The following is a 23,546-nucleotide window of genomic DNA, read 5'->3' as shown; positions in this document are numbered from 1 at the left end:
CGTCACGCCGTCGCGGTCTCGGGCCAGCGGAGCGTCACCAGATAGTCCGCGCGCTCAGCGTCCCCGCTCGTCGTCTCGGCAACGACTGGCGCGTCCAGTGCCCCAGCCAATCCCACAGCGAGAACGGACGGGATCGGATGGTCGAACCGGTCGACGCCGCCGAACGCGCTGTCGGTCACGCCGACCGTCGCACGCCGCTCGTCGGGTGAGACATCGGCGTTCAGGCTCTCCGCGAGTTCGAACTGCTCGGTGACGGCGTCGGCGAACTGGTCGACGACGGCAGCCGGGTCGTCGCCGGGGTCGCCTGTCCGGACAGCGTCGAACTCACGGACGAGCGGGCTCCCGGTCGGCCGTATCGAGACGCCGCGCTCGCTCGGCTCGTCGCCGACGACGAACGGGGCGGCGAGCGCGTCACCGTCGGGGATCTCGTACTCGGCGTGCTGCGGGACGAACAGCCACGCCTCCGGGTTCGACGCACCGGTTGGAACGTACACCGTCCGGTCGGTGAGGCCGAGATCGTCGACGATAGCGCCCTCCGTGTCCGCCATCGCGCCGTACACTGCGGTGCCGACGTCGGCGGCGACGAACCGCTCCGGCGTGAGGTAGTACGTCAGGACGGCACCGAACAGCCCCGTCCCGCCCAGAGCCAGTAACACGTCCCGCGAGGTGGGAAAGAGTACGGCACCGACCGTCGCGAGCACGCCGACCGCGGCGAGTCCGAGAGCGCTCCGCCGGTAGCTACTCCGCCTCGCCAGCGCGTACGAGCGTCGCAGACGTTCGTTCTCCTCGCGGAGCAGTTCGACCTGTAATTGGAGTTCGTCGTCTCCGTCGCCGGTCGACCGTTCGTCGTCGCCAGCGGTCGGTTCCTCTTTCTCCTGGGTCGTCGATAGCTGTTCGTTCCCGCTCATCTATCTGTCCCCACGAGGTCGAACCGAACCAGTTCGTAGCGGTGCAGCCCGTAACTCCCGAGTGCGACAACGAGTGCCAGCAAGCCGACGCTTGTCCAGTGTGTCGCCCCCAAGCGGAGACTCCCCCAGACGACACCGACGACAAGGCCGACAGCAGTCAGCACCGCGACCGCATCGCGACCGCGCGCAGTGGACGCGCTCGCGTCGACGAGCGACGCGAGCAGTCCGGCCTCGACGGCGACCAGTGCGGCCGGGGAAAGCCCATTCGGATCGAGTGCAACGAGAAGCACGTGCCCCAGCGCGACGGTGTACGGGGGCGGAAAGATCACCGCGAGGACCAGCAGTGCGCCGCCGACGAGACCGTACTGGTCCGCAGTGACCGCGAGCGCCGACGCCGCGACGATGACGCCCAGTACACCCACCGGGCCATGAGATATCGTGACGAACCCCGATCGGCGCTCACTCACGTGGATCCCCTCCCCGGCGTCGCGCGTTCACGTCTCGAAGACTGTGCCGACAGGACGGCAGACAGCCGTCGTCCCGGCCCGACTTCGAACGCCGAAACCCGTTCGAGACTCGACAGCGAGCGGCGGAACGACTCGAACGACGCGTACGCCTCGTAGGCGGCCTTCAGGTCGGCGAGACCGCCGGCTTCGAACAGCGTGCTCGGTGTGAGAAACACCATGACCTGCCCGTTCCCCCGGCGGCCGACCGTGACGGCGTCTCTGATCGCTTCGCGGTTCGTATCGTCGGTGACGATGATCGACCAAGCCGTGTCGTTCAACTGTAAGGATTGCTGCCGGACGGTCCTCGCAAGCGGCTGGTCCGCGATCCGATGGACGTAGCTCGTACGTGCATCGAAGTACGGCCGAAGCGTGCGCCCGAACGGGGACTCGTCGTCGGCCAGTGACGCGGCGGCACGGCTCGTCTCGCCCGTCGTTCTGGGGGGCCGGAGCGTTCGGCTCGCCGTCTCGTCGGTACCGATCGGTCGCAGGTCGCCGAGAACGCGTCGGAGCCGCCGGTAGTGTTCCGCCGAACTGTGGGGGGAGAGAGCGTTCGTCGTCCCCGCGTCCCCGACCGTGTAGAGGCCGACCCGGCTCCGTAGCGACCGCGCGCTGTTGACGAACGCCAGGGCGACTTCGCGGGCGTAATCGAGTTTCGTCTGCCCGTCGCGTCCCGTCGCCATCGCCGAACGGTGGTCGACGAACAGCGCCGTCGTCGGGTCGGTTTCGAGTTCGAACTCGCGAACGTGGGGATGGTTCAGCCGGGCCGTCGCCTTCCAGTCGATCCGGCGGACGTCGTCGCCCGCAGTGTACTGTCGGACCGTCGCGGGTTCGAGTCCTGACCCGCGCTGGTCCGAGGTGTGTTCGCCGAGTCCCGTCGCGATCCGGTCGCCTGCCTCGCCGATGTGCATGTCTCTCGGAGCGCGCGGTTCGACGGTGATCGATTCGGCGGTGCCGACGGGAACGACCGCGCGGAACAGGCCCAGCGCGTCGGTCGCGGAGAGGCGCGGCCGGTCGAACTCGAACTCGCCCGCGACGGGAAGCGATAGTTCGAACGCGGTCGTTGCCTCCTGGCCGCCTAACGCTACTGTCCGGTCCGGCTCGGCACCTCCCGTCGTACCGAGCGGCGGCGACGCCGTAACCGCGAGATCGAGTGTCGTCAGCGCCGGTTTGGTGACGGAAAGGGCAACGGTGACGCTGTCACCGGCCGTGACCGTGCGCTGAGAAAGGGTCTGTTCGATATCGACCGTCCCGACCGTCGAGCGCAAACCTCGGACGAACCGGAACTGCTGGGCGAGCAACCAGCCACCGAGGACGGCCGCACCGACGATCAGTGTCTTCCGGCGGATCGCTGCCCCGCCGACCGCGAGGAACGCGACGAGCGTGACGATGGCCCAGTACCGACGTGACGGCTCCATTATTTCGTTAGTCTCCGCCCCGATAATTGAAGGTAGGGGTCGCCTCCCCTCGGCCACGGAAGCGTTTTTGTCGCTTCCCGGAATCAGTTACCCATAGCTGATGGACCCCCGCCGACAGTGCGCTGTTGCCCTCGCGATCGGGATCCTCCTCTGTGGAGCGGCGATCGTTCCGTCGACGGCAACGGCCGCCGCAACTGACGCCGTAGATCCGCCGCCGTCCGACCGCGATCCCCGCGCTCTCAGCCAGGCGGACGGACAGGAGAACAACACCTCGACGCCACACGAGAACCCGTCCGAGGCGGGCGAAGAGGGCGACGTGGACGATGTCAGCGACTGGCTGACCGCTCGACTGGCCGACCAGTTAGGCGAGAGCACCCTCCGCCTCAGTCAGGAGGAGTACGACGCCGCGCGAGCGGTCGTCGGCGACGGGTACTCTGACCGTCTCGAACGACTCGTCGACGTCGAGGGCGAGACGGGAAGCGACGGAAACGATAGCTCGGCGTTCGAACGGGCACAGGAGAACCAACAGGAGTTCGTCTCGTCGGCACAGGCGTACCGCGAGACGAGAGAACGATATCGGGAGGCCAAGCGGAACGGGAACGAGTCCGGCGCGCGACGCCTCGCCCGAACGCTCGACCGCATCGCAGGGGACGTGAACAACAGCGGGTCCGGGCTCCGTACCGACTATCGGATCGTCTCGAACAGAACCGACAGGGACCTCACAGCGGAGTCGCGGGAAGTAGCGAACATCACGGAAAACGTCACCGCAACGCAACGCGAGATACGGGAGGTAGAGTTCGTCGAGACGACGCTCACCGTCGAGCGCCGGTCCCGAACGGTGTCGTTCAGCGACCCGCTCGCGGTTACCGGTCGGGTAACGACGGCGAACGCGTCGGCGCTCGACAACGAGACTGTCGTGCTACAGTTTGGCGACCGGCGTCGCCGCGCGACCACGAACGCGACCGGCCACTTCGATCTGATGCTCCGTCCGACGGTGCAACCGCTGGACACGCGGAACGCGACAGTCCGGTTCGTCCCGTCTGACGCCTCGATATATCTCGGTGCCGCCGAGAACGTCACCGTCGAGTTATCGCAGGAAACGCCGACGGTAACGCTCGACGAGACGCCGTCCGATGTCGCATTCGACGAGTCGGCCGCCGTCACCGGTTCGGTGTCGGTCGACGGCGATCCCGTCGGTGCCGTACCGGTCGAGATCCGAGTCGGCGGCGTCCCCCTCGGGCAGACCCGAACCGACGACGATGGAACGTTCTCCCTGACGACGCCGCTTCCGGCCACGGTTCCGACGGGCGACCGACGGATCAACGCGTCGCTGCCGTTCCGCGAGCGAGCGCTCTCGTCGACGGCCGCCGAGGCGGCGGTGACCGTTCGGAAGTCCGATACGTCGATAACGCTCTCGGCGTCCCAGAGCGGTGCAGAACGGATCAACGTCACTGGACGGCTGACCGCGGTCGACGGGACGGCCGTCGCCGACCAGCGCGTGGAACTCAGGGTGAACGGTTCAGTCGTCGACACCGTCCGGACCGACGACAACGGCCGGTACGAAACTGCTATCGCCGTTCCGCCGTCCGTCCTCGACGACGGTAGCGGGCGGGTCCGTCTCGCCGCCGTCTACTCGGTGAACCGGACGAATCTCGCCGACGCGCGGGCGTCGACTAATATCACCGTTAGCGGAACGGCGGAACGGACGCAACTGTTGCCGACCGAGTGGCGTCGCTTCCTTCAGGTCGCGCTGGTGATCGCGATGGCGACCGTCGGCAGCGGCCTCCTGTGGCGACGGCGTCGGACGACGAGTGACCCATCGAATCCCGCCGAGAGCGCCGCGAGCGGCGAGAACGCCGTTGAAACTCCAGTTCGAGACCCGGATCCGACCGATGAACCGTCGCTCGACGGTGCGCGAGCGGCGCTCGAATCCGGGCGGCCCGACGAGGCCGTCGAACTGACCTACGGTGACGTTCGGCGGCGGTTGTCCGGCGCGTTCGACGTTCCGCCGGTCCGGACGCACTGGGAGTTCTACCGGGCGTGCGAGGCGGCGGGGATCGACGGCGAGGCGGCCGGACTGCTAGAACGGCTGACTGAAGCGTACGAACGGGCAGCGTACGCGCCGACTGGCTTCTCGGAGTCGGAGGTCGACGCCATCATCGACGCTGTGGAAACGACGGAGATATCGACCGCACGCTGAGCGGTCCCACGTCAAAAAAGGGCGGGGTTCGGTGCCGGAGTCGCTACTGCGACGGCACCGACAGCGCTCATTCGCGGGACGAGCGTCGATCGAATCCGCTCGGGTCACGCACTGTCAGTGACCCCTGTGCGAGGAAGACGTCTCGGGGTTCGTTGTCGAACCTGCCCCAGATCAGAACTTCCTGCTCGCCCGTTCCGAGGACATCGGCGGCCCGGTCCGCCCGGAACTTGGCTCGGAGACCGCCGCCAGTCACGTTGACAGACCTGGCTGTCGCGCCCCGTCCAGTGACCGGTGCGACGGAGGTGTACGGCATCAGTTTGACCGAATCCGCGATCACGTCGTTGGGATCGAGACCGACTTCCTCCTGACGGAGAGAGAGTGACGCGTTGAGCGTGCCCCTGCCGGCGGTATTGATCTGTGGGGGCCTGAACTCGACGTCCATCGGGATCGTCGCCGGGAAATCGAGTTCGATGGGGTCGTCTCCGTTCCGCCTGACCACGAGGTTGTCGTAGTACATGTCGAGCGCTATCTCCTGTCTGATGCTCCCTCTCCCGTATCCGACGGCGACTAGTTCGGCCCCTTCCCCGTACCGGTCGAAGGCGCTCTCGAACCGGTCTCTCTGACCCCCGAGGGTCCGTGCCGTCTCGGCTGCCATCTGTCCGCTCCGGATCTCGTCTTCCGAAACCTGAACGTCTGACCAGCTCCGGCCGCGACCGGTTATCTGCGCTGAGACGTCGACCCCCCGCCACCGTTTGTTGTCGTCCTCGCAGGAGACGGTTCGAGGGTCCGGATCGACGCCGTCGTTTATCGTCTTGAACGCGGCGAACAGACCGGTATCGTCGTCCCCGCCGCCACTGGCGTGTCTTTTCCGGACTATCAGGAACACCTCGTCAGGGGCGGCGTTTTCGTTGTGCGGTCCCTGGAAGTAGTTGAACGCGACGCTTTCGTCTGCCGAGACTTCGTTCAGGGTGAGCGGTTCGTCGAAGCGGTCTTCGAGGTTGACGAGACCGGCCGAGTAATCGCGCGTGCTGCGTCCGTTCGACGTTACGTGGAGCACGTTCTCGCGCTCGGTCTCGGCGCGCGGGTCCCCGTCGCACAGGTCGTCGTCGGTCGCCGGGTCCGCGACTCGGTGGTTCTCGACCGTGAACTGGCCGTCCATATCGAAATCGCCGAGAACCGACTGCGCTTTCGGCCGCCCGCGTGCGGCGGCGGGTACGGTGAGGGTGCTAACTCCGACTGTCGTTGCTGCTGATGCTTTGAGGAACGTTCTCCGGCTAATCTCTCTCATTGTATCACGCTAACTAAGACGAGTGTGCAACTGCGGACCGAATAAACCGACCAGATAGTTTTTACCTAAATACGAGATAAATTAAATATGTAAACTGGATCCATACAATACTAATATACCTATACCGGTCCGAACGGATCAGCCCTTGCGTGTCCTAAACACCACGAGCGAACACGGAAACGCGGAAATTCGATCGTACAGACGGCCGGGATCCGGTGTAGACGGCCGTTACCCGAGTAAGGGATCTTATCTGGTACCAGCGGACCTACGGTTACTGCCCTCTCTCGCGAACCCGACACTGAGAGACAGTAGTCCGATCTGAAACGTCCCCTGACCGAGAGAACAAGCGAGTTCCTTCGTCCCGCTACGTGTATCGGTACGGACGCTCGTCGTCCGCCTCGTCTTCGTCGTCCAGTTCGTCCAGATGGATCACCTCTTCGTCCGCCGTTTCGTCCTCCAGGCGCTGTCGCAGTTCCGTCACGTAGCGCTTGTGCTCCTCTAACTGTTCGCGGAGGTGGTCTGCTTCCAGTTCGAGCCGTTCGTGTTCGCGGACGAAACTCTTCGACACCTCGACTTTGGGCGGGAACGTCGAATCGTCCTCGTCGCCCCCGTCGAGTTCGTGTTCGGGTACGACCCGAACCTGACCGTCGTGGGCAACGAGCGTGTCCACGTAGTCGCGAAATACGGCCGAAAGCGAGAGGTCCCGTTCGTCCGCGATGTCGCGCAGTCGCTCGAACGCGTCCTCGCTGACGCGAAACGAGATCGTCTTGTTCTTGTTGCCCATACTGTCGAACTCTCCGCCGCGGATCCACTTCAAAGTTTGTCAGACGTTCGCAACGAAACCGCGCCGACGCACCCCGGGGTCGGGTCAGGATGCGGACTCGAAGCGCTGTAGACGATGCCGATCGATACCTCGAATCCGCCACTGAAATAAAAATACATATAAAACCATCCCCATATGGCGCTCCACGAACTGTGTGCGTGAAGGAAACACAGAGGGACATGTTCGACGAAAACGCATGGGACCGAGACGAACAACGGAGTCATACACCATCTTCTCCCGAGGAGACCAAGACGATAGACGAAGTCGATCTCGTCGACCTCCGACCAAAACCGATCGCGAAGTTCGTCGTCGCGTTCCTCGTGGGGTTCGTGTTCTTCCTCGTTCCGGTGCCGTGGGAGGGGTCAGTGACGGTCCCGTTCGACATCGTCGTTTCGGCAGTCACGGACACGTATCCGACGTATTCGGGCGCGTTCGCGTTGATTCTCATCGTCACCGGTGGACTACTCACGACGGTAAGCGAACTGGTCGACCGGGGACTCGTCAGCGTCGACGAGACCGTCGCGGACCGCCTCCAACTCCCGTACTGGGAGACGTCGACCGCCTTTTGGTTGCTACGGGTCGCTGGCGCGGTTCTAGCGCCGATCATGTTCTTCGAACTCGGACCGGGGTGGCTTCACGCGCCGGGGGTCGGCGGTCTGGTGTGGGGGACGCTCATCCTCAGCGTCGCGGTCATCATCCCCATCGGGGCGATATTCATCAACCTCTTCGTCGAACTCGGCGGCCTGGAGTTCGTCGGGACGATGGCCCGCCCGGTCATGCGGCCCCTGTTTCACATTCCCGGGCGCGCCGCGCTCGACAGCGTCGCCTCGTGGGTCGGATCCTACAGCGTCGGCCTCTACGTCACCCGGAACGTTTTCGACCGCGGCGAGTACAGCATGCGCGACGTATACATCATCTGTACGTGCTTCGCGACGGTCAGCATCGGCTTCGTCGGCGTCGTCGCAACGACGGTCGACCTGCTTCACCTGTTCCCGATCATCTTCCTGGCGTATCTCATCTGTATCGCGGTCTGCGGGGTGATCCTCGTCCGGATCCCGCCGCTCTCCCGGGTTCCCGAAGCGTACGTCGCCGAACCGAACCCCGAGACGCCGTTTGCCGGGTCGCCCGTCGACTACGGTCGGTTCGCACTGAGCGAGGCCGTGCGGAAGGCCGACGAGGCCGGATCGATCGTGGACGCGGGCGTCCGCGGATTCGTCGACGGCCTCAAACTCGCGGTTCTCATCCTCGGGACCATCCTGACGGTCGGCCTCGCGGCCGTGCTCGTCGCGGAGTACACGCCGACGTTCGACTACCTGGCGCGACCGCTGGTGCCGGTCGTCGCCGCGCTCGGCCTCCCAAACCCGGATCTCGTCGCGCCGGCGATGATAATCGGCATCACCGAGATGTTCATCCCCGCGTTGCTAGTGGTCGAAGCGGAACCGATGGCGCGCTTTTTCATCGCCGTCCTCTCTATCACGCAACTCATCTTCTTCTCCGCGGTGGGGCCGATGATGATGGACATGTTCAGCGACATCCCGATCCGGTTCCGGGACCTCATCCTGCTGTTTGTCATGCGGACCGTCATCCTCGTTCCGCTCATCGCCGTGATGACTCATATCGTCGCGGCGCTCGGAATGCTCTGATACTGTCGGCTGTACCGCCGGGACATTCCCCGGACTGCCCGACTGTCCGAACTCCTTCAGCGCTCTTTCGGCCGGCACTGTGTCGTCTCCTCGTCTCTTCTCGTGGCTCAGATCCTCGTTCATTCCCGCAGTTCAGATCCTCGACTCCCTCTCGCTCAGAGATACGACTGTAACGCCGTCACGAGTTTCTTCTCCGCCCTGCGGAGGTGGTCCTCGGTGGTCCGCCGTCCGATACCGACCTCGTCGGCGATCGCTTCGGTCGAAATCTCTCGCGGGATCTCGTAGTAGCCGTTCTCTATCGCCGTCAGAACTACCTCGCGCTGACGGCTGGTCAGATCCGGGACGAGTCCGCCCGGGTCGAGCAGCGGTCGATCGCCCGTCACAGTCGTCACGTCCCGCTTCGACACCACCGTGACGTCGTGGCCGTCCGCGATCAGGTCGCGGTACACGTCGCGCAACGCGGTCGAATCGAGCGCCAGGATGCGACAGACGCGGTCGTCGTCGACGTACCGGAGCGGCGGGAGAAGCAGACAGCCGTGTTCGGCCACGTAGCGCTCGACGTTGTCCGTCCGCTCGGCCGCCAGGCAGTCCGCCGTGATCGCGACCCGTTCGTCCCCCTGGTCGATCCGGTCCGCGATCCCGACACCGTCTGCGACTTCTTCGAGGACGGCGTCCGCGTCGCTTCCGACTGCGCGGACCAGGTCGCAGTGGTCGTTACACCACAGGTCGACGCGGACGTCCCGGCCGGCCGTCGGCACCGGCTGATCCGAATCTCTCACCCGCATCGTCGCCTCGTACATTATCGGGTAGTCCCCCGGCTTACTTATAAATATACCTCCGTGTGGCGGTCCTGTGCTTTCGCCGTGGGAGGTCCTATCACGTGATATGGCTGGACAGGAAGCGCGTTCAGATCGACTGGGAGAACCGAGCGACCAGTGGCGCGAGTACCAGGGTGCCCCCACGGGCACGGACATAGAGTGCGAGGGCTGGCGACAGGAGGCCGCGCTCCGCGTCCTCAACAACAACCTAGACCCCGAGGTCGCCGAAAACCCCGAGGACCTCGTCGTCTACGGCGGGACGGGCCGGGCCGCCCGTAGCTGGGACGCCTACGACTCGATCCTCGGCGAACTCAGGTCGCTTCAGGACGACGAGACGCTCCTCGTCCAAAGCGGCAAGCCGGTCGGCAGGTTCCGCACGCACGAGAAGGCACCTAGAGTGCTCATCGCGAACTCCAACCTCGTCGGCAAGTGGGACAACTGGGACCACTTCCACGAACTTGAGGCGGAGGGTCTCATCATGTACGGCCAGATGACCGCGGGGTCGTGGGCGTACATCGGAACGCAGGGTATCATCCAGGGCACCTTCGAGACGCTCGCGGAACTCGCCAGACAGGAGTACGGCGTCTCCGCGAGCGGAGATTCGGAAGACGGGACGTCTTCCGGTGCGGACTTGCGCGGCAAGATCGTCGCCACGGGCGGTCTCGGCGGCATGGGCGGCGCGCAACCGCTCGCCGTCACGATGAACAAGGGGGTCTGTATCGCCGCCGAGGTCGACGAGTCGCGGATCGACCGCCGCATCGAGACGGGGTACTGCATGGAGAAGGCGGACGACCTCGACGACGCGCTCGAACGAGCGAAAGAGGCGGCCGAGAACGGCGAACCGTACAGCGTCGGCGTCCACATCAACGCCGCGGACATGCTCGAAGCGATGCTCGACCGCGGATTCATCCCGGACGTCGTCACGGACCAGACCAGCGCCCACGACGAACTCGAAGGGTACTACCCCAGCGGCTACACGGTCGCCGAAGCCGACGAACTACGGGAGGACGACCCCGAGCGCTACGTCGAAGAATCGATAGACACGATGGAACGCCACGTCGACGCCACCCTCGAACTGCAAGAGCGCGGCGCGACGGCGTTCGAGTACGGGAACAACATCCGCGGACAGGTCGAAACCCACCGCGACAGGGGAGACGCGTTCGATTATCCGGGGTTCGTCCCGGCGTACATCCGCCCGCAGTTCTGCCGCGGACGGGGCCCGTTCCGCTGGATGGCGCTGTCCGGCGACCCCGACGACATCCACCGCACCGACGAGGCGGTCAAAGAACTGTTTCCGGAGAAGGAGTCGCTTCACCGCTGGATCGACCTCGCACAGGAGCAGGTCGAGTTCCAGGGCCTCCCGGCGCGGGTGTGCTGGCTAGGGTATCAGACCGGCGGGAGCGACGGCGCGGATGCTGACCGCGAGAACCTCACCGAGCGCGCCCGGTTCGCGCTCCGGATAAACGACCTCGTCCGCGAGGGCGAGATCTCCGCACCCATCGTGGTCACGCGCGACCACCTGGACGCGGGCAGCGTCGCCAGTCCCAACCGGGAGACGGAGGCGATGAAAGACGGCAGCGACGCCGTCGCCGACTGGCCGATCCTCAACGCCTTGCTGAACTGTGCGGCGGGCGCGGACATCGTCTCGGTCCACGACGGCGGCGGAGTCGGCATCGGCAACGCGATTCATGCCAACAACCACGTCGTGCTGGACGGGACGGACCTGGCCGCCGAGAAGGCGCGGCGAGTGTTCACCACCGACCCCGGCATGGGCGTGATCCGCCACGCCGACGCGGGATACGACGAGGCGATCACGGAAGCCCGAGAATCGAACGTCGACGTCCCGATGGACAACGGCCAGCGGGACCCGACGCGATGACCGCGCTCACCGACCCCCGCGGCTGGGACGGGTGGACCGGTACGTCGGGCGACCCCAACGACGAGCAGTTCGGCGACGTGATCGAGACGGTCGACCTCGCGGCCGCCGACAGGTACGACGCCGTCCTCGTCGGCGAACCGACCGACAGCGCCGTCATCGGACGGAAAGGCGCGCGGCAGGGTCCAACCGCCCTCCGCGACGCGCTCGCCGGTGTCAAGACGCACCACTTCGACGCCGGCCCCGTCGCCGCAGTGGCGGATATCGGTGACGTGGCGGGGCTGGTCGACGCGGCGGGGGCCGACGCCGACGCCGAAGAGACCACCCTGGCGCGGCAGGAGCGCGTCGCGGAGACGACGGCGCGCGTCCACGCGGTCGACGCGCTCCCGGTGTTTCTCGGCGGCGACAACTCGCTCACGTATCCGAACGCGGCGCCGCTGTTGGACGAGGGAACTCTCGGCGTCGTCAACTTCGACGCACACCTCGACGTCCGAGAGGTGCGCGAGGACGCGACCAGCGGGACGCCGTACCGCCAACTGTACGACCAAGGGCTCGACGGCTACGCCTGCGTCGGTGCTCGACACTTCGAAACGTCGACGGCGTACGCCGACAGCGTTCGCGAGCGAGGCGACGAGATAGTCACCGCGGAGGAGGTGGGCGACGACGTGGTCGACGCCGTCGACCGGGCGCTCGACTCGCTCCGAGACGCCAGTCAACTGTACGTCAGCGTCGACCTGGACGTCCTCGATGCGGCCGCCGCGCCGGGCGTCAGCGCGCCGACGCCGGGCGGGCTCACGACCAGAGAACTGTTCCGTGCGCTCAGGCTCGTCGCCGAGGACGACCGCGTCGCCGGGTTCGAAGTCGTCGAGTGCGCACCGCCGCTGGACGAGGGCGGACGCACCGCCGCGGCCGGCGGCCGGGCTCTCGCCCACTTCCTCGCCGGCGCGGGGGTGGGACGATGAGCGGCGTCGACGCGGTCGTGTACGACGCCCGGGAGGTTGTCGTCGGCCCGGACGAGGCCGAGAGCGACGGGACTCGAGAGGGAAGCGACGGGGGGTCCGCGCTCGACGTTCGCGAACGCGCGGCGGTCGTCGTCGCCGACGGCCGAGTCGTTCGGGTCGGCGACACCGACGCCGTCACTCGCGAGTACCCGCCGGAGAACGCCGACCGTTCTATCGATGCGGCGGGACAGGCTGTCGTTCCGGGGTTCGTCGACCCGCACACCCACGCCGTGTTCGCGGGCGACCGCTCGGACGAGTTCGCGGCGAAACTCCGCGGGAAGCCGTATCAGGATATCCTCGCGGAGGGCGGCGGCATCCTCAGGACCGTGCGTTCGACTCGCGAGGCGAGCGACGAGACGCTACTCGCGAACCTGCTTGGACATCTCGACGCGATGCTCGACCACGGATCGACTACGGTCGAGGTGAAGTCGGGGTACGGCCTCGACACCGACACCGAACTCCGCCTGCTTGACGCGGTCCGGCGGGCTGACGAACAGCATCCCGTGGATGTCGTGCCGACGTTCATGGGGGCCCACGCCGTCCCCGAAGGGCAGGACGGAGACGACTACGTCGACAGAGTGGTCGATGCCCAGATCCCGGCCGTCGCCGACCAGGGCGTCGCCGAATTCTGCGACGTGTTCTGCGAGGAGGACGTCTTCTCGGTCGAGCAGTCCCGGCGCGTCCTCGAAGCCGGCCGAGCGGCTGGCATGACGCCGAAGGTCCACGCCGAGGAGTTCACGCATCTCGGCGGCGCGGGGCTCGCGGCGGACGTCGACGCGGCGAGCGCCGACCATCTGCTTCACGCGAGCGCCGAGGACGCCCGCGCCCTCGCCGAGAGCGATGTCGTCCCCGTCCTCCTACCGGGGACGGCCTTCGGCCTCGGCGCGGACTACGCTGATCCCCAGCCGTTCCGCGAGGCGGGCGCACCGGTCGCACTCGCCACTGACTTCAACCCGAACTGCTTCTCGCGGAGCCAGGGGTTCACCGCGACGCTCGCCTGCGTCGAGATGGGAATGACGCCCGCGGACGCCCTTCTCGGCGTGACGCGGAACGCGGCGCTTTCGCTTTCCCGCGACGACGGGAGCGGGACGCTCAGAGAGGGCGCGCCCGGTGACCTCGTCGTCCTCGACGCGCCGTCGCACGTCCACGTTCCGTACCGGTTCGACGGGTCACCCGTCGACACCGTCCTGAAAGACGGGGTGGTCGTCCGTGACTGATGTCGTCCTCGACGGCGAGTCGCTGACGCCCGAGGACGTCGTCGCCGTCGCGCGGGAGGACGCGACGGTTCGTATCGCGGACGACGCCCGCGAGGCGGTCCGTGAGGCCCGCCAGCGCGTCGAGGACGTCCTCGACAGCGGCGAGACGGTGTACGGGCTAAACACCGGGTTCGGCGAACTCGTCGACCAGCGCATCCCGCCCGAGGACGTCGAGCAGTTGCAGACGAACCTCGTCCGTAGCCACGCCGCCGGCGCTGGCCGGGAACTCGACAGAGAAGAGGTCCGTGTGCTGTTGCTGACCCGCATCAACGCGCTAGTCAAGGGGTACTCCGGGATACGCGAGGTCGTCGTCGACCACCTCGCGGCGATGCTCAACCACGGGATACACCCGGTAGTCAAATCGCGCGGGAGCCTCGGTGCGAGCGGCGACCTCGCACCGCTTGCGCACATGGCGCTCGTGCTGATCGGCGAAGGGGAGGCCCTCGTCGAGAGCGAGGGGGAAACGCGCCGCCTCGCGGGCGACGGCGCACTTTCCCACGCCGACCTCGACCCGTTGACTCTCACCGCGAAGGAGGGGCTGGCGCTCATCAACGGCACCCAACTGACGGTCGGTCTCGCCGCGCTCGCGGTCCACGACGCCGAACGAACCGTTCGTGCCGCCGACGCCGCCGGCGCGCTGACGACGGAGGTGACGATGGGAACGACCGCCGCCTGCGACGACGCCATCCAGGCCGTTCGACCCCACCGCGGCCAGCGGATCAGCGCACGGAACGTCAAGCGACTCACCGAGGATTCGGAGATAGTCGAGTCGCACCGCAACTGCGACCGCGTGCAGGACGCCTACTCGGTGCGCTGTCTTCCACAGGTCCACGGTGCCGTCCGCGACGCGGTCACTCACCTCCGCGAAGCGGTCGAGACGGAACTCAACAGCGCTACCGACAACCCGCTCGTTTTCCCGCCGGACGCGGTCGACGACCGCGCCAGCGGCACCGACCGCGCGGCCGTCCTCTCGGGTGGGAACTTCCACGGCGAACCGCTCGCGCTCCGCCTCGATTACCTGACCAACGCCGTCACAGAACTCGCGGCGATCTGCGAGCGCCGGACCGACCGCATGCTCAACCCGAACCTGCAGGAACCGCACCTCCCGCCGTTTCTCGCGCCGGACAGCGGCCTCCAGTCGGGGTACATGATCGCACAGTACACCGCCGCGGCGCTGCTGAACGAGAACCGTTCTACCGGCCGACCGTCGATGGACAACACGCCGGTCAGCGGCGGGCAGGAGGACCACGTCAGCATGAGCGGCCAGTCCGCGCTGAACGCGCGGCGGGCGGTCGACAACGCCACGCGCATCGTCGCCACCGAACTGCTCTGTGCGGCCCAGGCCGCGGAGTTCGTCACCCCCGAAGCAGTCCGGGAGGCGGCACCCGGCGTCGACCCCGACGAGGTCGACGCCGACGGGGACGGCGACCTCGCCCACGGCGTCGGAACCGCCCGCGTCTACGAGGCGGTCCGCGAGGTCGTGACTCCCCTGACTGAGGACCGGCCGGTTCACGAGGATGTCGACCTCACGGCGGCCGTCATCACGTCGGGCACGCTGGACGCGGCGCTCGGCGACCTCGTTGAGTGAGGCTCGACTGCGGTCTCGAAGTCCCCCTCGGGCGCACCCATTCCCGATGGTCGACCCCAAGCGCGATATTCGTCGTCTTCTCCAGTCTTGACGGTGTCAGATACGCCAGCCGACTGAAACCCGGCGATCGGCCCCACAGTTATCTCCGGACGCGCTCTACGTCACGGTATGCCCAGAGACATTCCCGGCATCCACCACGTCACGGCCATCGGGAGCGACCCGGGACGAAACCTCTCGTTCTACACGGAGACGCTCGGGCTTCGGCTCGTCAAGAAGAGCGTCAATCAGGACGACGTGTCGGTGTATCACCTGTTTTACGCCGACCGCACCGGTACGCCCGGAACGAGCATGACGTTTTTCCCGTACGGGAACGCCCGCCAGGGACGGGCCGGCACCGGCCAGGCGAGTACGGTCTCGTTTCTGATACCCGCCGCTTCGACCGACTACTGGGTCGACCGCCTCGCCGACGAGGGCGTGGACGCGGACGACCCGCGCGAGCGATTCGGCGACACCGTGATCCCGTTTCGCGACCCGGACGGTCTCCAGTTGGAACTAGTCGCCCGCGAGGACGTGCCGGACGGCGACCCGCCGGCGGGAACGGTACCCGCGGAACACGCAATCTGCGGTTTCTTCGGCGTGACCCTGTCGCTGTCGGTCGCCGACCCGACCGCGAACCTCCTGAAAACGATGGGGTTCAGCGAAACGGCGTCCGAGCGCGACCGCCGTCGGTTCGAATCAGACGGCGACCTCGGTTACGTCGTCGACGTTTGCGAAGACCCGCAGGCACCCCGTGGACAACCCGGCGCGGGCACTGTCCACCACGTCGCGTTCCGCGTGACGGCCGACGACCAGTCCGAGTGGCGAGACGTTCTGATGGAACAGGGTCTCAGGCCGACCGAAATCATCGACCGGAAGTGGTTCGAATCGGTGTACGTTCGCGAAGAGGGCGGCGTTCTCTTCGAATTCGCCACCGAAGAGCCCGGATACACTGTCGACGAGGACGTCGACGAACTGGGGGACCGACTCGTGCTTCCCGAGTGGTTAGAGGACAGACGCGACGAGATAGAGGCGGGCCTTCCCGAACTGTGAGGCCTGGCCGCGGAACCCATACTTCCGGACGGAGGCCGATGCAGACTGCCGACACACGGGGGTGCGAATCTCGTCACGACGGTCTGACAGACGGTATCAGTATCCACCCGACGCGTCGAAACAGCGGCCGCACAGCGACACCGCGTCGTCGCCGAATTCGTCGCCGACCGCCTCTACCTCGTGATGGTCTACGTGCGAGAGCGCGCCACACTCCGTCCGGTGGTAATGTTCGTCCGTCCGTGACTTGTGGATCGTGTCCGTGTGACTATTCAGCACTCGTACCATACTACCTCTCTCGACTGCAAGCGAGATAAAACAGGATCCGTCGGCAGTTGATAAGTCCATCACTCGAATGCGGACCGTTTATCGCAACTCTCAAATCCACTTATCGAAACTAGCGCCACAATGGGGATTCGGAGGAATGGGTGAGGATTCGAACCCGCCCGCCACTGACCGGCTTTTCCATCTGCTCGCAGACAGCCGTCGGCGTTACGCCCTTCGCTGTCTCTGTGAGCACGCGACACAGCTGACTCTGGCCGACCTGGCGGACGAAGTCGCGGTCCGCGAACACGAGACGCCGATCGGCGAGATACCGGCCGAAACGGTCAAGCGAGTGTACATGGCGCTCTATCACAACCACGTCCCGAAACTCGCTGAGGCAAACGTCGTCGAGTACGACCAGGAGACGGACACGATCGCGCTCGGCGACAACACCGAGCAGGTGGAACAGTATCTGGACGCGCTGGAGTGACGGCTGCGTCCGTCACACCAGGTCTCGGTCACATGAACGAGGCGACTGACGACCGGCCCGGTCCGTACGTGACGACGCTCTCCGACTGACCGGACGCATTCGGCACACCGAAGCCAACGAACCGGCAGTAGATGTGAAACCGGTTCCGGATAGACGGAACCGTGGCTCTCTTCGTCTGTCTTCAGTCCAGAATCGTATCGCTGGCGTACACGATACCAGCGGCCACCGCCCCTATCGGGATAGCCATCAATAGGAGCGGAACGATGAGTTCGCCGAGGTCGAACGCTCCGCCTTCGCCGCCTGAGGAAGCCAGGTTATCGGGCATCAGTACGGTCGCGAGCAACACGCCGGTGATCACCATCGCCACGTAGCCGACCGCACCGCTGGCGAACGACGTTATCAGCGCCTCGCGGGTGTCTGCAATACGTCGGTCGAACTCCAGTCCAACGAGTGCGCCGAGGATCGGCCCGGACAGAAGCATGAAGACGAACACCGAAAGGAAGAACATGGCACCGAGGAACTCACTGTCGGACGACCCGTCGACGAGTTGGCCGGCTCCGATCGACCCTGTCAGACCGAACCCGGCACCCACGATGGCCATAACGGTTACCGCGTACTTCAGCAGCTTTTTGTTCTTCCTGTCGGAGAGTACGTCGCCGAACGACCGTTTGTTGGCCCGGGCGACGCTCTGATTTGCGACCGGTTCCTCCGACTGCTCCTTCGATGTTTCTCGTGACACGGTGCTACCGTTTGACCAGTGATACATAAAACGTTAGAACGACCGGAGGAGACGACAGCGCTACCGTAATGGACGACCGCCACCTTGTCGCACTCGATGGGCCACGAGAACGCCGGCTACCGACGGCTGTTCAGCACTGACGGCATCACGTTCGGAACGGGGTTCCCGCTAACCGGTGCGAACGAGTCGCCCCCGGACGTCGACGAGGAGATGCGACTCGCTGCCCGGGCCGAAGCGGTCGGGTTCGACGCTCTCTGGGCTCGCGACGTACCGACGTACTGGCCGAAGTTCGGCGATGCCGGCCAGACGTTCGACGTTTGGCCGTGGCTCACTCGGGTCGCCGCGCGAACGGACGACATCGCGCTCGGCACCGCAAGCGTCGTCCTGACGCTCCGGCACCCTCTCCACGTCGCCAAAGCCGCCGCGTCCGTCGACCGACTCTCTGACGGTCGCCTCGTTCTGGGCGTCGCCACGGGCGACCGCGACCCCGAATACCCCGCGTTCGACGTCGACCCGTCGGACCGCGGGGCGCTGTTCCGCGAGAGCGTTGCCGTCCTCCGGTCAGTCTGGAGCGACGAGTTTCCGGTCGTCGACTCGCAGTGGGGAACGCTCGACGGCGACCTCTCCGTCGTCCCCGACCCGACGACCGAGACGCTCCCGCTGTTTCCGACCGGCCACGCCAGGCAAACGGTCGAGTGGATCGGCGACCACGGCGACGGCTGGCTGTTCTATCACCTCCCTGAGGACACGCTCGACTCCTATCTCGCCGATTGGCGCGACGCGGGCGGTGAGAAGCCGTTCGCGATGGTCGTCCGCGCGGAACTCGCGGACGACCACGACGCCGGCCCCGAACCGTTGCATCAGGGCTACTGCGCCGGCGTCGAGTGGTTCCGCGATTACTTCCGCCGACTCGACCGGACGGGCGTCGACCACGTTCTCGTCTCCCTGGAAAACGACGACCCGGAGCGGGCGCTGTCCGTGTTCGCCGAGGAGGTAATCGAACGCGTCTGATGCTGAACTGTTTACGGACCGGACAGTTCCGCGGCCCTCCGGTTCCGGCACTCGTCCGTCGGGCTATGCGCACCGACGCGTTCGCCGACCTGACTGGTCCCGGAGGCGTATCGGTCGTCTCTGGCCGCTACCGGAGACCCCGTCTCGTCGGGTTCGCTCAGGCGATCTTCGGACTGCCGGCCTCAGATAGGCTTGCTCGGCACTCTGGACAGCACTGGTTGACGTTCTGGTTCACCAGGCGGCCACAGTCCGGGCATTCGCAGATATTCCGGTTGGGCATCTGACTGTTTTCAAGAATCATTTTGATAGTATTAAATTATTCGATTACCAAGTAATAATACTGGATCGGTAGCGCATCGGCCGGGAGCGGGCCGTACAACGGTCGGGAACCGCGAAAAACAGCGGCGTCGGGACGGCCTCGTCTACTCCGCTTCGACTTGCGCGTCGTCCTCGGGCGCTTCGCCTTCGTCTAAACTTTCGAGGGCGGTGACGAGGTCGCGCCGATAGTTCTCGACTGGCAGGTCGTACTGCTCGCGGGCCATCTCGACGTACTCGTAGACGCCGCTGGGGTCGGGTGACTCCTCCGACGTTTCGCCCTCCTCGAACCGTTCGAGGCGGTCGAGAGTCCGGTCGGCCGTCTCCACGACCCAGCGGTCGCGCGTCGCGGCGTCGACGATAGATATCGATTCGGGCCGGACCGAGACGTTGACCGTGCCGTCGTCGGTTTCGTAGGTCCGGGGTTTGCCGACGACGGCGACGTACTCCGGTGGTTCGAGGTCACGGAGTACGCTCGCAGCGTCGGGCTGGTACTGCCCGGCGTACATGAAGAACGTGCCGGTGGGATCGACCACTCGACCGCGCCAGTACTCGCTGTCCTCGCCGACGTCTTCTTTCTCGGTGACGGTGCCGACCACGAACACCCGGTTCGCGCGTTCGCCAGTCGGCAAAAGCGCGTAGTTGGGCGCGCGCTCGTCGTCGGATTCTTTGAACGTGTAACTCGCGTCGTTGAACTCGCTTGCGAAGGTGCGCCGTGCGACCTCGCGGGTGGGTGCGTCGCTCATCTATATCGACCTCGCTTTGATCAGCAGTTCCTCGTGGTCCGCTGGCTCGTCCAGTTTCTCCAGTTCGTCCGCGAGAACGTAGCGACCGAACACCGGACCAGCGACGCGGTAGTAGTGGCCGAGCGTGTCCTCGGCCATTTCGTCCGCGACCACGGTGGTGTCCAGCGCGTCCATCGCCATGTCCTTGGCCTCCTCTAAGTTCATGCCGGTCAGTTCCTCGGTGGCTTCCTTGTCGAAGATGACCTCGTGGGCGTCGTTGCCGTCGTCCAGTACGCCCTTGATTCGGAGGTCGAACTCGCCCTCGACCTCGCCGTGTTCCTGACACCGGCCGTTCTGGAGGACGCGCGTGCAGTCCTCGTCGGGACAGCGCTTGATGAGGCCGCTGCCGCTCTGAATGTCGACCAGCGCGCCCTCGACTTCGGTCGTGTCGTCGCCGACCTCAATGTCCTCGTCGAGTTTCTCGATGTTCGTCGTCCGGTTGAGCTTCACGGAGTACTGCCCTTCGTACTCGTCGGTGACGACGTTTTCGAGGCGGTACACTTCGCCGGCTTCGAGTTCCGCGAGGTCGGATTTGGCCCACTTGGTGAACTTGATCGTGCCGGTTGGGTCTCCGATGAGACCGACCTGGCCGACCGCGTCGCTGCGGGGGTCCCAGAGGTCGACGACCTTGGCCGTGACGTCGATCCACTCCTCCGCCTCGTCGACTTCGCCGAGGCCGCGCTCCTCGTTGTCGCCGCCGCTCCCGAGGGCGTCGCGGTCCATGTCCGCTTCGTCGAGGTAGTGGTTCGTAACGCTTCGGCGCGCCTCGTCGACCGGTACTTTGTACTCGTCGACCAGCGTCGAGAGTCGGTCCTCTACGTCGTCGACCGTTATCTCTAACTGGTCCGAAAACTGTCCGTGTACGTCTTCCGCGTGTTCGCGTAGATTCATCGTTTCCTCGTGTCTCCACCTTGGTTTCGTCGGGAGACAGTGCTCGTTTGGTCGCCTTCACATAAAAACTCTCGTAGAGCGTGGTGGAAGTGGAACGGTCCGGAGGTATATCCGGATTTGTTACCAGTTGCGTCCGTGTGCTTTCCAGCCGAATTCGTGTTTTTACCAGTCGAATCCGGATATCTACGTAAAGCTTCTCGAAAACTCGGTAGGCACTATAGAACAAAACCCGTCACCCGCGTCGATCCGAGAAACCGGGTTGTGGGGAATGAACGAAATTGACACGATAGACGTGGCGATGCCGACCGCCGACAGCGGTGACGTCCTCGACGGGACCGTAGAGCGATTACGGGTAAGCGCCGAGGCGGCGGACGTACAGGTCGACCGACTGATCCTGATAGACGACGAGAGTACCGACGAGACGAGATCTATCGCCCGCAGACACGCCGAGGAAGCGGGGTGGGAACCGGTGATACGGTCCCTGCCGTGTTCGCTGCCGAGAGCGCGCGAACTCGCCGTCGACACCGTCGAGGCGGACTGGTTCCTCTTTCTCGACGACGACGTCCGCCTGACCGAACACTACCTCGACCACATGCTGGACGCCGCGGCACCGCTGGTCGGCGGGATTCAGGGTCGGAAAGCCTCGCGCACTGAGAACCCATCCGACTGGGTCCAGCGCCGCTCGCGACGCGCCGGAACGCACGCGACTCTCCTTCGACGGGACGCCGTAGAAGGTGTATCGTTCCCGCCGGACCTGCACGTGTTAGAGGACGAGTACCTCCGCAGGTACGTCGAATCTCGCGGGAACGTCTGGGTGTTCAACCACCGGGCCCGCTTCGAACACGCGAACCAGGAGCGTCACCCTATCGGCTGGCAGGAGGGGTATCTCGGCGCGAAGTACGACCTTTCGCGGTTTCAGGATGTCGCGTTAAACGTCCCTTACGCGGCCGCGACGGGACGGAATCCGGTCCCCCACGCGAGCCGTGCGGCCGGGTGGATCGCCGGCCGGATCGCCCGTGACGGAGGTGAGTCGGATGTCGACGCGGCGAGCGCTTGACATCGGGTGCGGTGATACCAAGCGCGACGCCGATGCCGTCGGCATGGACGTCCGGCCGTACGACGCCACGGACGTGGTGTACGACGTGTCAGAAACGCCGTGGCCGTTCGCCGACGAGACGTTCGACGAAGTGTACGCGTACTCCGTTCTCGAACACCTACCGAACCTCCCTGAGGTAATGGCGGAGATACACCGCGTCTGCCGCGACGGTGCGACCCTGACGGGGAACGCCCCGCACTGGGAGGACCGCAACGCGTACGTCGACCCGACGCACGTCGCTCATCCCCGAGACACTGTGACCGACGGCGGCGAGCCGGTGACGCTCCCGTGGACGCTGTCCGAGGAGAACCTGCCGAGCGCGCCGCCCGTGACGATGGTCGCCGGGTTCGACGAACGCACGTTCGACTTCTGGGACTCGACGACGGAACTGGGTTCGCGCGGCTACTTCGACCCCGACTTCCGCGTGCGGAGGGCCGAACGGATCGACAGGATACAGTTCTGGAAGTCCTGCCCGGTCGAGTTCGAACTGGAGGTGCGGAAGTGACAACCGTCGTTCTCGGCTGGGACGCCCTCGACGCGAACCTGGTCGAGGCGTTCGACCTCGACGGCGCGTTCGGCGAACACGGGCGTCGGCTGTCGACGTTCGACAATCCGACGCTCGGCAAGCCACACACCTACGAGGTCTGGCCGTCGATGATCACCGGACTTCACCCTGACGACCACGGCATCCACGCGGCCACCGAGGAGGAGGGCGTCGCCTGGGGGAATCCGGCGATCAGCGTCGCCGCGCGGATCGGCCGCCGCGTCGTCCCCGACGACCTCCGCACGCGTATCGGCGCGTTGCTCCGCGAGCGCGGAGCCGGTCTCGATTTCAAATCGCCGGCGTACTACCGCGAACGCGGCGTCGACACCGTCTTCGACGGACGCACGGCCCGCGCTATCACGGTACCGAACTACGCGACCGAACGCGACGAGCGCCTCGGGCTAGACGCCGACCGCGGGGCCGCGCTCGGCGAGTTCCTCTCGATCGACGAGGGCGCCGACGACGAGACGGCACACGAACCCCGGGTGTCCGTCCCCGAACTCGAAGAGCGTCTGGTGAGCGAGGCCACCGAGAAACTCGGCATCGTCCGCTCTTGCCTCCAGCGCGACTACGATCTCGTGTTCGCTTGGCTCGGCTACCTCGACACCGTCGGTCACCTCGCGCCGGTCGTAGACGAGGACGGGTGGCAGGAGCGGGCGTACCGTCTAGCCGCCGCCTTTACCGGAGAGGTAGCCGCAGCGCTCGCGCCCGACGACACGCTACTTTGCGTGTCGGACCACGGCCTGACGGACGGCCACCACACACACGACCCGTACGCCGCGGCGTCCAACGCAGAAGCGCTTCGGGGCGTCGAGTCGGTGTTCGACGTTCGCGACGGAATCGAGCGGGTCACGCCGTCGACCGGGGCGACGGACGACCCGCCCGTCCGCGAGGCGTTCCGCGCGGACAGCGCCGTCACGTCCCGGGACGCGTCGGACGTCCGGGACCAACTCGAAGACCTGGGCTACCTCTGAGCCGTGGCGGCGGAACCGTTCCCCTCCCG

22 protein-coding genes are annotated in these 23,546 nt (G+C 65.9%); 12 read left to right on the top strand and 10 right to left on the bottom strand.

Annotation, left to right across the window (positions count from 1 at the left end):
• Positions 1-2 precede the first annotated feature (2 nt).
• Genes SM753_RS07205 through SM753_RS07195 form a run of 3 tightly spaced genes read right to left on the bottom strand, consistent with a single transcriptional unit; the run spans position 3 to position 2,829 of the window.
• Positions 3-908 carry a hypothetical protein gene (locus SM753_RS07205; RefSeq protein ID WP_323191078.1) on the bottom strand — a complete coding sequence of 302 codons (906 nt, stop codon included), beginning with the start codon at positions 906-908 and terminating at the stop codon, positions 3-5.
• Positions 905-1,375, bottom strand: a complete 471-nt coding sequence (locus tag SM753_RS07200; protein WP_323191077.1) for a hypothetical protein — start codon at positions 1,373-1,375, stop codon at positions 905-907. Before SM753_RS07200 ends, SM753_RS07205 begins: the two co-directional genes overlap by 4 nt.
• Positions 1,372-2,829 carry a DUF58 domain-containing protein gene (locus SM753_RS07195; protein ID WP_323191076.1) on the bottom strand — a complete coding sequence of 486 codons (1,458 nt, stop codon included), beginning with the start codon at positions 2,827-2,829 and terminating at the stop codon, positions 1,372-1,374. Before SM753_RS07195 ends, SM753_RS07200 begins: the two co-directional genes overlap by 4 nt.
• Positions 2,830-2,929: 100 nt before the next feature.
• Here SM753_RS07195 and SM753_RS07190 point away from each other — a divergent pair, with 100 nt between their 5' ends.
• Positions 2,930-5,029 carry a hypothetical protein gene (locus SM753_RS07190; protein ID WP_323191075.1) on the top strand — a complete coding sequence of 700 codons (2,100 nt, stop codon included), beginning with the start codon at positions 2,930-2,932 and terminating at the stop codon, positions 5,027-5,029.
• Between the two features lie 67 nt (positions 5,030-5,096).
• Here SM753_RS07190 and SM753_RS07185 read toward each other — a convergent pair whose 3' ends face one another.
• Both SM753_RS07185 and SM753_RS07180 read right to left on the bottom strand, forming a co-directional pair.
• Positions 5,097-6,317, bottom strand: coding sequence for a twin-arginine translocation signal domain-containing protein (locus SM753_RS07185; RefSeq protein ID WP_323191074.1), 1,221 nt, complete (start codon positions 6,315-6,317; stop codon positions 5,097-5,099).
• A gap of 364 nt (positions 6,318-6,681) precedes the next feature.
• A complete protein-coding gene (locus SM753_RS07180; RefSeq protein WP_135534911.1) occupies positions 6,682-7,101 on the bottom strand; it encodes a CopG family transcriptional regulator in 420 nt (139 codons plus the stop codon).
• Between the two features lie 218 nt (positions 7,102-7,319).
• Between SM753_RS07180 and SM753_RS07175 the strand changes: the two genes are divergently transcribed.
• Complete coding sequence (locus tag SM753_RS07175) at positions 7,320-8,783, top strand: YjiH family protein (RefSeq protein ID WP_323191073.1); 1,464 nt, start codon at positions 7,320-7,322, stop codon at positions 8,781-8,783.
• 155 nt (positions 8,784-8,938) lie between these two features.
• Here SM753_RS07175 and SM753_RS07170 read toward each other — a convergent pair whose 3' ends face one another.
• Positions 8,939-9,583 carry a helix-turn-helix domain-containing protein gene (locus SM753_RS07170; RefSeq protein WP_135534909.1) on the bottom strand — a complete coding sequence of 215 codons (645 nt, stop codon included), beginning with the start codon at positions 9,581-9,583 and terminating at the stop codon, positions 8,939-8,941.
• 85 nt (positions 9,584-9,668) lie between these two features.
• Between SM753_RS07170 and hutU the strand changes: the two genes are divergently transcribed.
• From hutU to SM753_RS07145, 5 genes are all read left to right on the top strand, one after another.
• A complete protein-coding gene (gene hutU / locus SM753_RS07165; RefSeq protein ID WP_323191072.1) occupies positions 9,669-11,480 on the top strand; it encodes a urocanate hydratase in 1,812 nt (603 codons plus the stop codon).
• Positions 11,477-12,439 (top strand): formimidoylglutamase, encoded by a 963-nt coding sequence (gene hutG / locus SM753_RS07160; protein WP_138798310.1) that lies wholly within the window; start codon positions 11,477-11,479, stop codon positions 12,437-12,439. The genes hutU and hutG overlap by 4 nt, the downstream gene beginning before the upstream one ends.
• Positions 12,436-13,695 carry an imidazolonepropionase gene (gene hutI, locus SM753_RS07155; RefSeq protein ID WP_323191071.1) on the top strand — a complete coding sequence of 420 codons (1,260 nt, stop codon included), beginning with the start codon at positions 12,436-12,438 and terminating at the stop codon, positions 13,693-13,695. Before hutG ends, hutI begins: the two co-directional genes overlap by 4 nt.
• Positions 13,688-15,322, top strand: coding sequence for a histidine ammonia-lyase (hutH, locus tag SM753_RS07150; RefSeq protein WP_135534905.1), 1,635 nt, complete (start codon positions 13,688-13,690; stop codon positions 15,320-15,322). The genes hutI and hutH overlap by 8 nt, the downstream gene beginning before the upstream one ends.
• Before the next feature lie 168 nt (positions 15,323-15,490).
• Positions 15,491-16,411, top strand: a complete 921-nt coding sequence (locus SM753_RS07145; protein WP_323191070.1) for a ring-cleaving dioxygenase — start codon at positions 15,491-15,493, stop codon at positions 16,409-16,411.
• Positions 16,412-16,507: 96 nt separating this feature from the next.
• Here the strand turns inward: SM753_RS07145 and SM753_RS07140 are convergent, their stop codons facing one another.
• Positions 16,508-16,696 carry a hypothetical protein gene (locus SM753_RS07140; protein WP_135534903.1) on the bottom strand — a complete coding sequence of 63 codons (189 nt, stop codon included), beginning with the start codon at positions 16,694-16,696 and terminating at the stop codon, positions 16,508-16,510.
• A gap of 136 nt (positions 16,697-16,832) precedes the next feature.
• Here SM753_RS07140 and SM753_RS07135 point away from each other — a divergent pair, with 136 nt between their 5' ends.
• Positions 16,833-17,162, top strand: a complete 330-nt coding sequence (locus tag SM753_RS07135; protein ID WP_323191069.1) for a hypothetical protein — start codon at positions 16,833-16,835, stop codon at positions 17,160-17,162.
• 181 nt (positions 17,163-17,343) lie between these two features.
• Here SM753_RS07135 and SM753_RS07130 read toward each other — a convergent pair whose 3' ends face one another.
• Positions 17,344-17,901, bottom strand: coding sequence for a hypothetical protein (locus tag SM753_RS07130; RefSeq protein WP_323191068.1), 558 nt, complete (start codon positions 17,899-17,901; stop codon positions 17,344-17,346).
• Between the two features lie 96 nt (positions 17,902-17,997).
• On the opposite strand from SM753_RS07130, the gene SM753_RS07125 reads away from it, so the two are divergent.
• Positions 17,998-18,912: a TIGR03571 family LLM class oxidoreductase gene (locus SM753_RS07125; RefSeq protein WP_323191067.1), complete on the top strand. Its 915-nt coding sequence runs from the start codon at positions 17,998-18,000 to the stop codon at positions 18,910-18,912.
• 422 nt (positions 18,913-19,334) lie between these two features.
• On the opposite strand, the gene SM753_RS07120 is transcribed toward SM753_RS07125, so the two are convergent.
• The gene (locus tag SM753_RS07120) at positions 19,335-19,973 is read right to left on the bottom strand and encodes a DNA-binding protein (protein WP_323191066.1); all 639 of its coding nucleotides are present in this window, start codon (positions 19,971-19,973) and stop codon (positions 19,335-19,337) included.
• Positions 19,974-20,903 carry a replication factor A gene (locus SM753_RS07115; RefSeq protein ID WP_135534898.1) on the bottom strand — a complete coding sequence of 310 codons (930 nt, stop codon included), beginning with the start codon at positions 20,901-20,903 and terminating at the stop codon, positions 19,974-19,976. It abuts the gene before it with no gap.
• 268 nt (positions 20,904-21,171) lie between these two features.
• On the opposite strand from SM753_RS07115, the gene SM753_RS07110 reads away from it, so the two are divergent.
• Genes SM753_RS07110 through SM753_RS07100 form a run of 3 tightly spaced genes read left to right on the top strand, consistent with a single transcriptional unit; the run spans position 21,172 to position 23,517 of the window.
• Positions 21,172-21,960 (top strand): glycosyltransferase, encoded by a 789-nt coding sequence (locus SM753_RS07110; RefSeq protein ID WP_135534897.1) that lies wholly within the window; start codon positions 21,172-21,174, stop codon positions 21,958-21,960.
• Positions 21,938-22,504, top strand: coding sequence for a methyltransferase domain-containing protein (locus SM753_RS07105; protein WP_135534896.1), 567 nt, complete (start codon positions 21,938-21,940; stop codon positions 22,502-22,504). Before SM753_RS07110 ends, SM753_RS07105 begins: the two co-directional genes overlap by 23 nt.
• Positions 22,501-23,517, top strand: a complete 1,017-nt coding sequence (locus SM753_RS07100; protein WP_323191065.1) for a nucleotide pyrophosphatase — start codon at positions 22,501-22,503, stop codon at positions 23,515-23,517. The genes SM753_RS07105 and SM753_RS07100 overlap by 4 nt, the downstream gene beginning before the upstream one ends.
• Positions 23,518-23,546 lie beyond the last annotated feature (29 nt).

Origin of the sequence: Halostella sp. PRR32 (assembly GCF_034808085.1) — an archaeon.
Lineage (GTDB): Archaea > Halobacteriota > Halobacteria > Halobacteriales > Natronoarchaeaceae > Halostella > Halostella pelagica.
This window is presented reverse-complemented; position numbering and strand designations above follow the sequence as displayed.

Coding starts and splice junctions, on each gene's coding strand:
- SM753_RS07205 (WP_323191078.1), bottom strand. CDS start 908: ATGAGCGGGAACGAACAGCTATCGACGACCCAGGAGAAAGAGGAACCG.
- SM753_RS07195 (WP_323191076.1), bottom strand. CDS start 2,829: ATGGAGCCGTCACGTCGGTACTGGGCCATCGTCACGCTCGTCGCGTTC.
- SM753_RS07190 (WP_323191075.1), top strand. CDS start 2,930: ATGGACCCCCGCCGACAGTGCGCTGTTGCCCTCGCGATCGGGATCCTC.
- SM753_RS07185 (WP_323191074.1), bottom strand. CDS start 6,317: ATGAGAGAGATTAGCCGGAGAACGTTCCTCAAAGCATCAGCAGCAACG.
- SM753_RS07180 (WP_135534911.1), bottom strand. CDS start 7,101: ATGGGCAACAAGAACAAGACGATCTCGTTTCGCGTCAGCGAGGACGCG.
- SM753_RS07175 (WP_323191073.1), top strand. CDS start 7,320: ATGTTCGACGAAAACGCATGGGACCGAGACGAACAACGGAGTCATACA.
- SM753_RS07170 (WP_135534909.1), bottom strand. CDS start 9,583: ATGTACGAGGCGACGATGCGGGTGAGAGATTCGGATCAGCCGGTGCCG.
- hutU (WP_323191072.1), top strand. CDS start 9,669: ATGGCTGGACAGGAAGCGCGTTCAGATCGACTGGGAGAACCGAGCGAC.
- hutG (WP_138798310.1), top strand. CDS start 11,477: ATGACCGCGCTCACCGACCCCCGCGGCTGGGACGGGTGGACCGGTACG.
- hutI (WP_323191071.1), top strand. CDS start 12,436: ATGAGCGGCGTCGACGCGGTCGTGTACGACGCCCGGGAGGTTGTCGTC.
- SM753_RS07145 (WP_323191070.1), top strand. CDS start 15,491: ATGCCCAGAGACATTCCCGGCATCCACCACGTCACGGCCATCGGGAGC.
- SM753_RS07140 (WP_135534903.1), bottom strand. CDS start 16,696: ATGGTACGAGTGCTGAATAGTCACACGGACACGATCCACAAGTCACGG.
- SM753_RS07135 (WP_323191069.1), top strand. CDS start 16,833: ATGGGTGAGGATTCGAACCCGCCCGCCACTGACCGGCTTTTCCATCTG.
- SM753_RS07125 (WP_323191067.1), top strand. CDS start 17,998: ATGGGCCACGAGAACGCCGGCTACCGACGGCTGTTCAGCACTGACGGC.
- SM753_RS07120 (WP_323191066.1), bottom strand. CDS start 19,973: ATGAGCGACGCACCCACCCGCGAGGTCGCACGGCGCACCTTCGCAAGC.
- SM753_RS07115 (WP_135534898.1), bottom strand. CDS start 20,903: ATGAATCTACGCGAACACGCGGAAGACGTACACGGACAGTTTTCGGAC.
- SM753_RS07110 (WP_135534897.1), top strand. CDS start 21,172: ATGAACGAAATTGACACGATAGACGTGGCGATGCCGACCGCCGACAGC.
- SM753_RS07105 (WP_135534896.1), top strand. CDS start 21,938: ATGTCGACGCGGCGAGCGCTTGACATCGGGTGCGGTGATACCAAGCGC.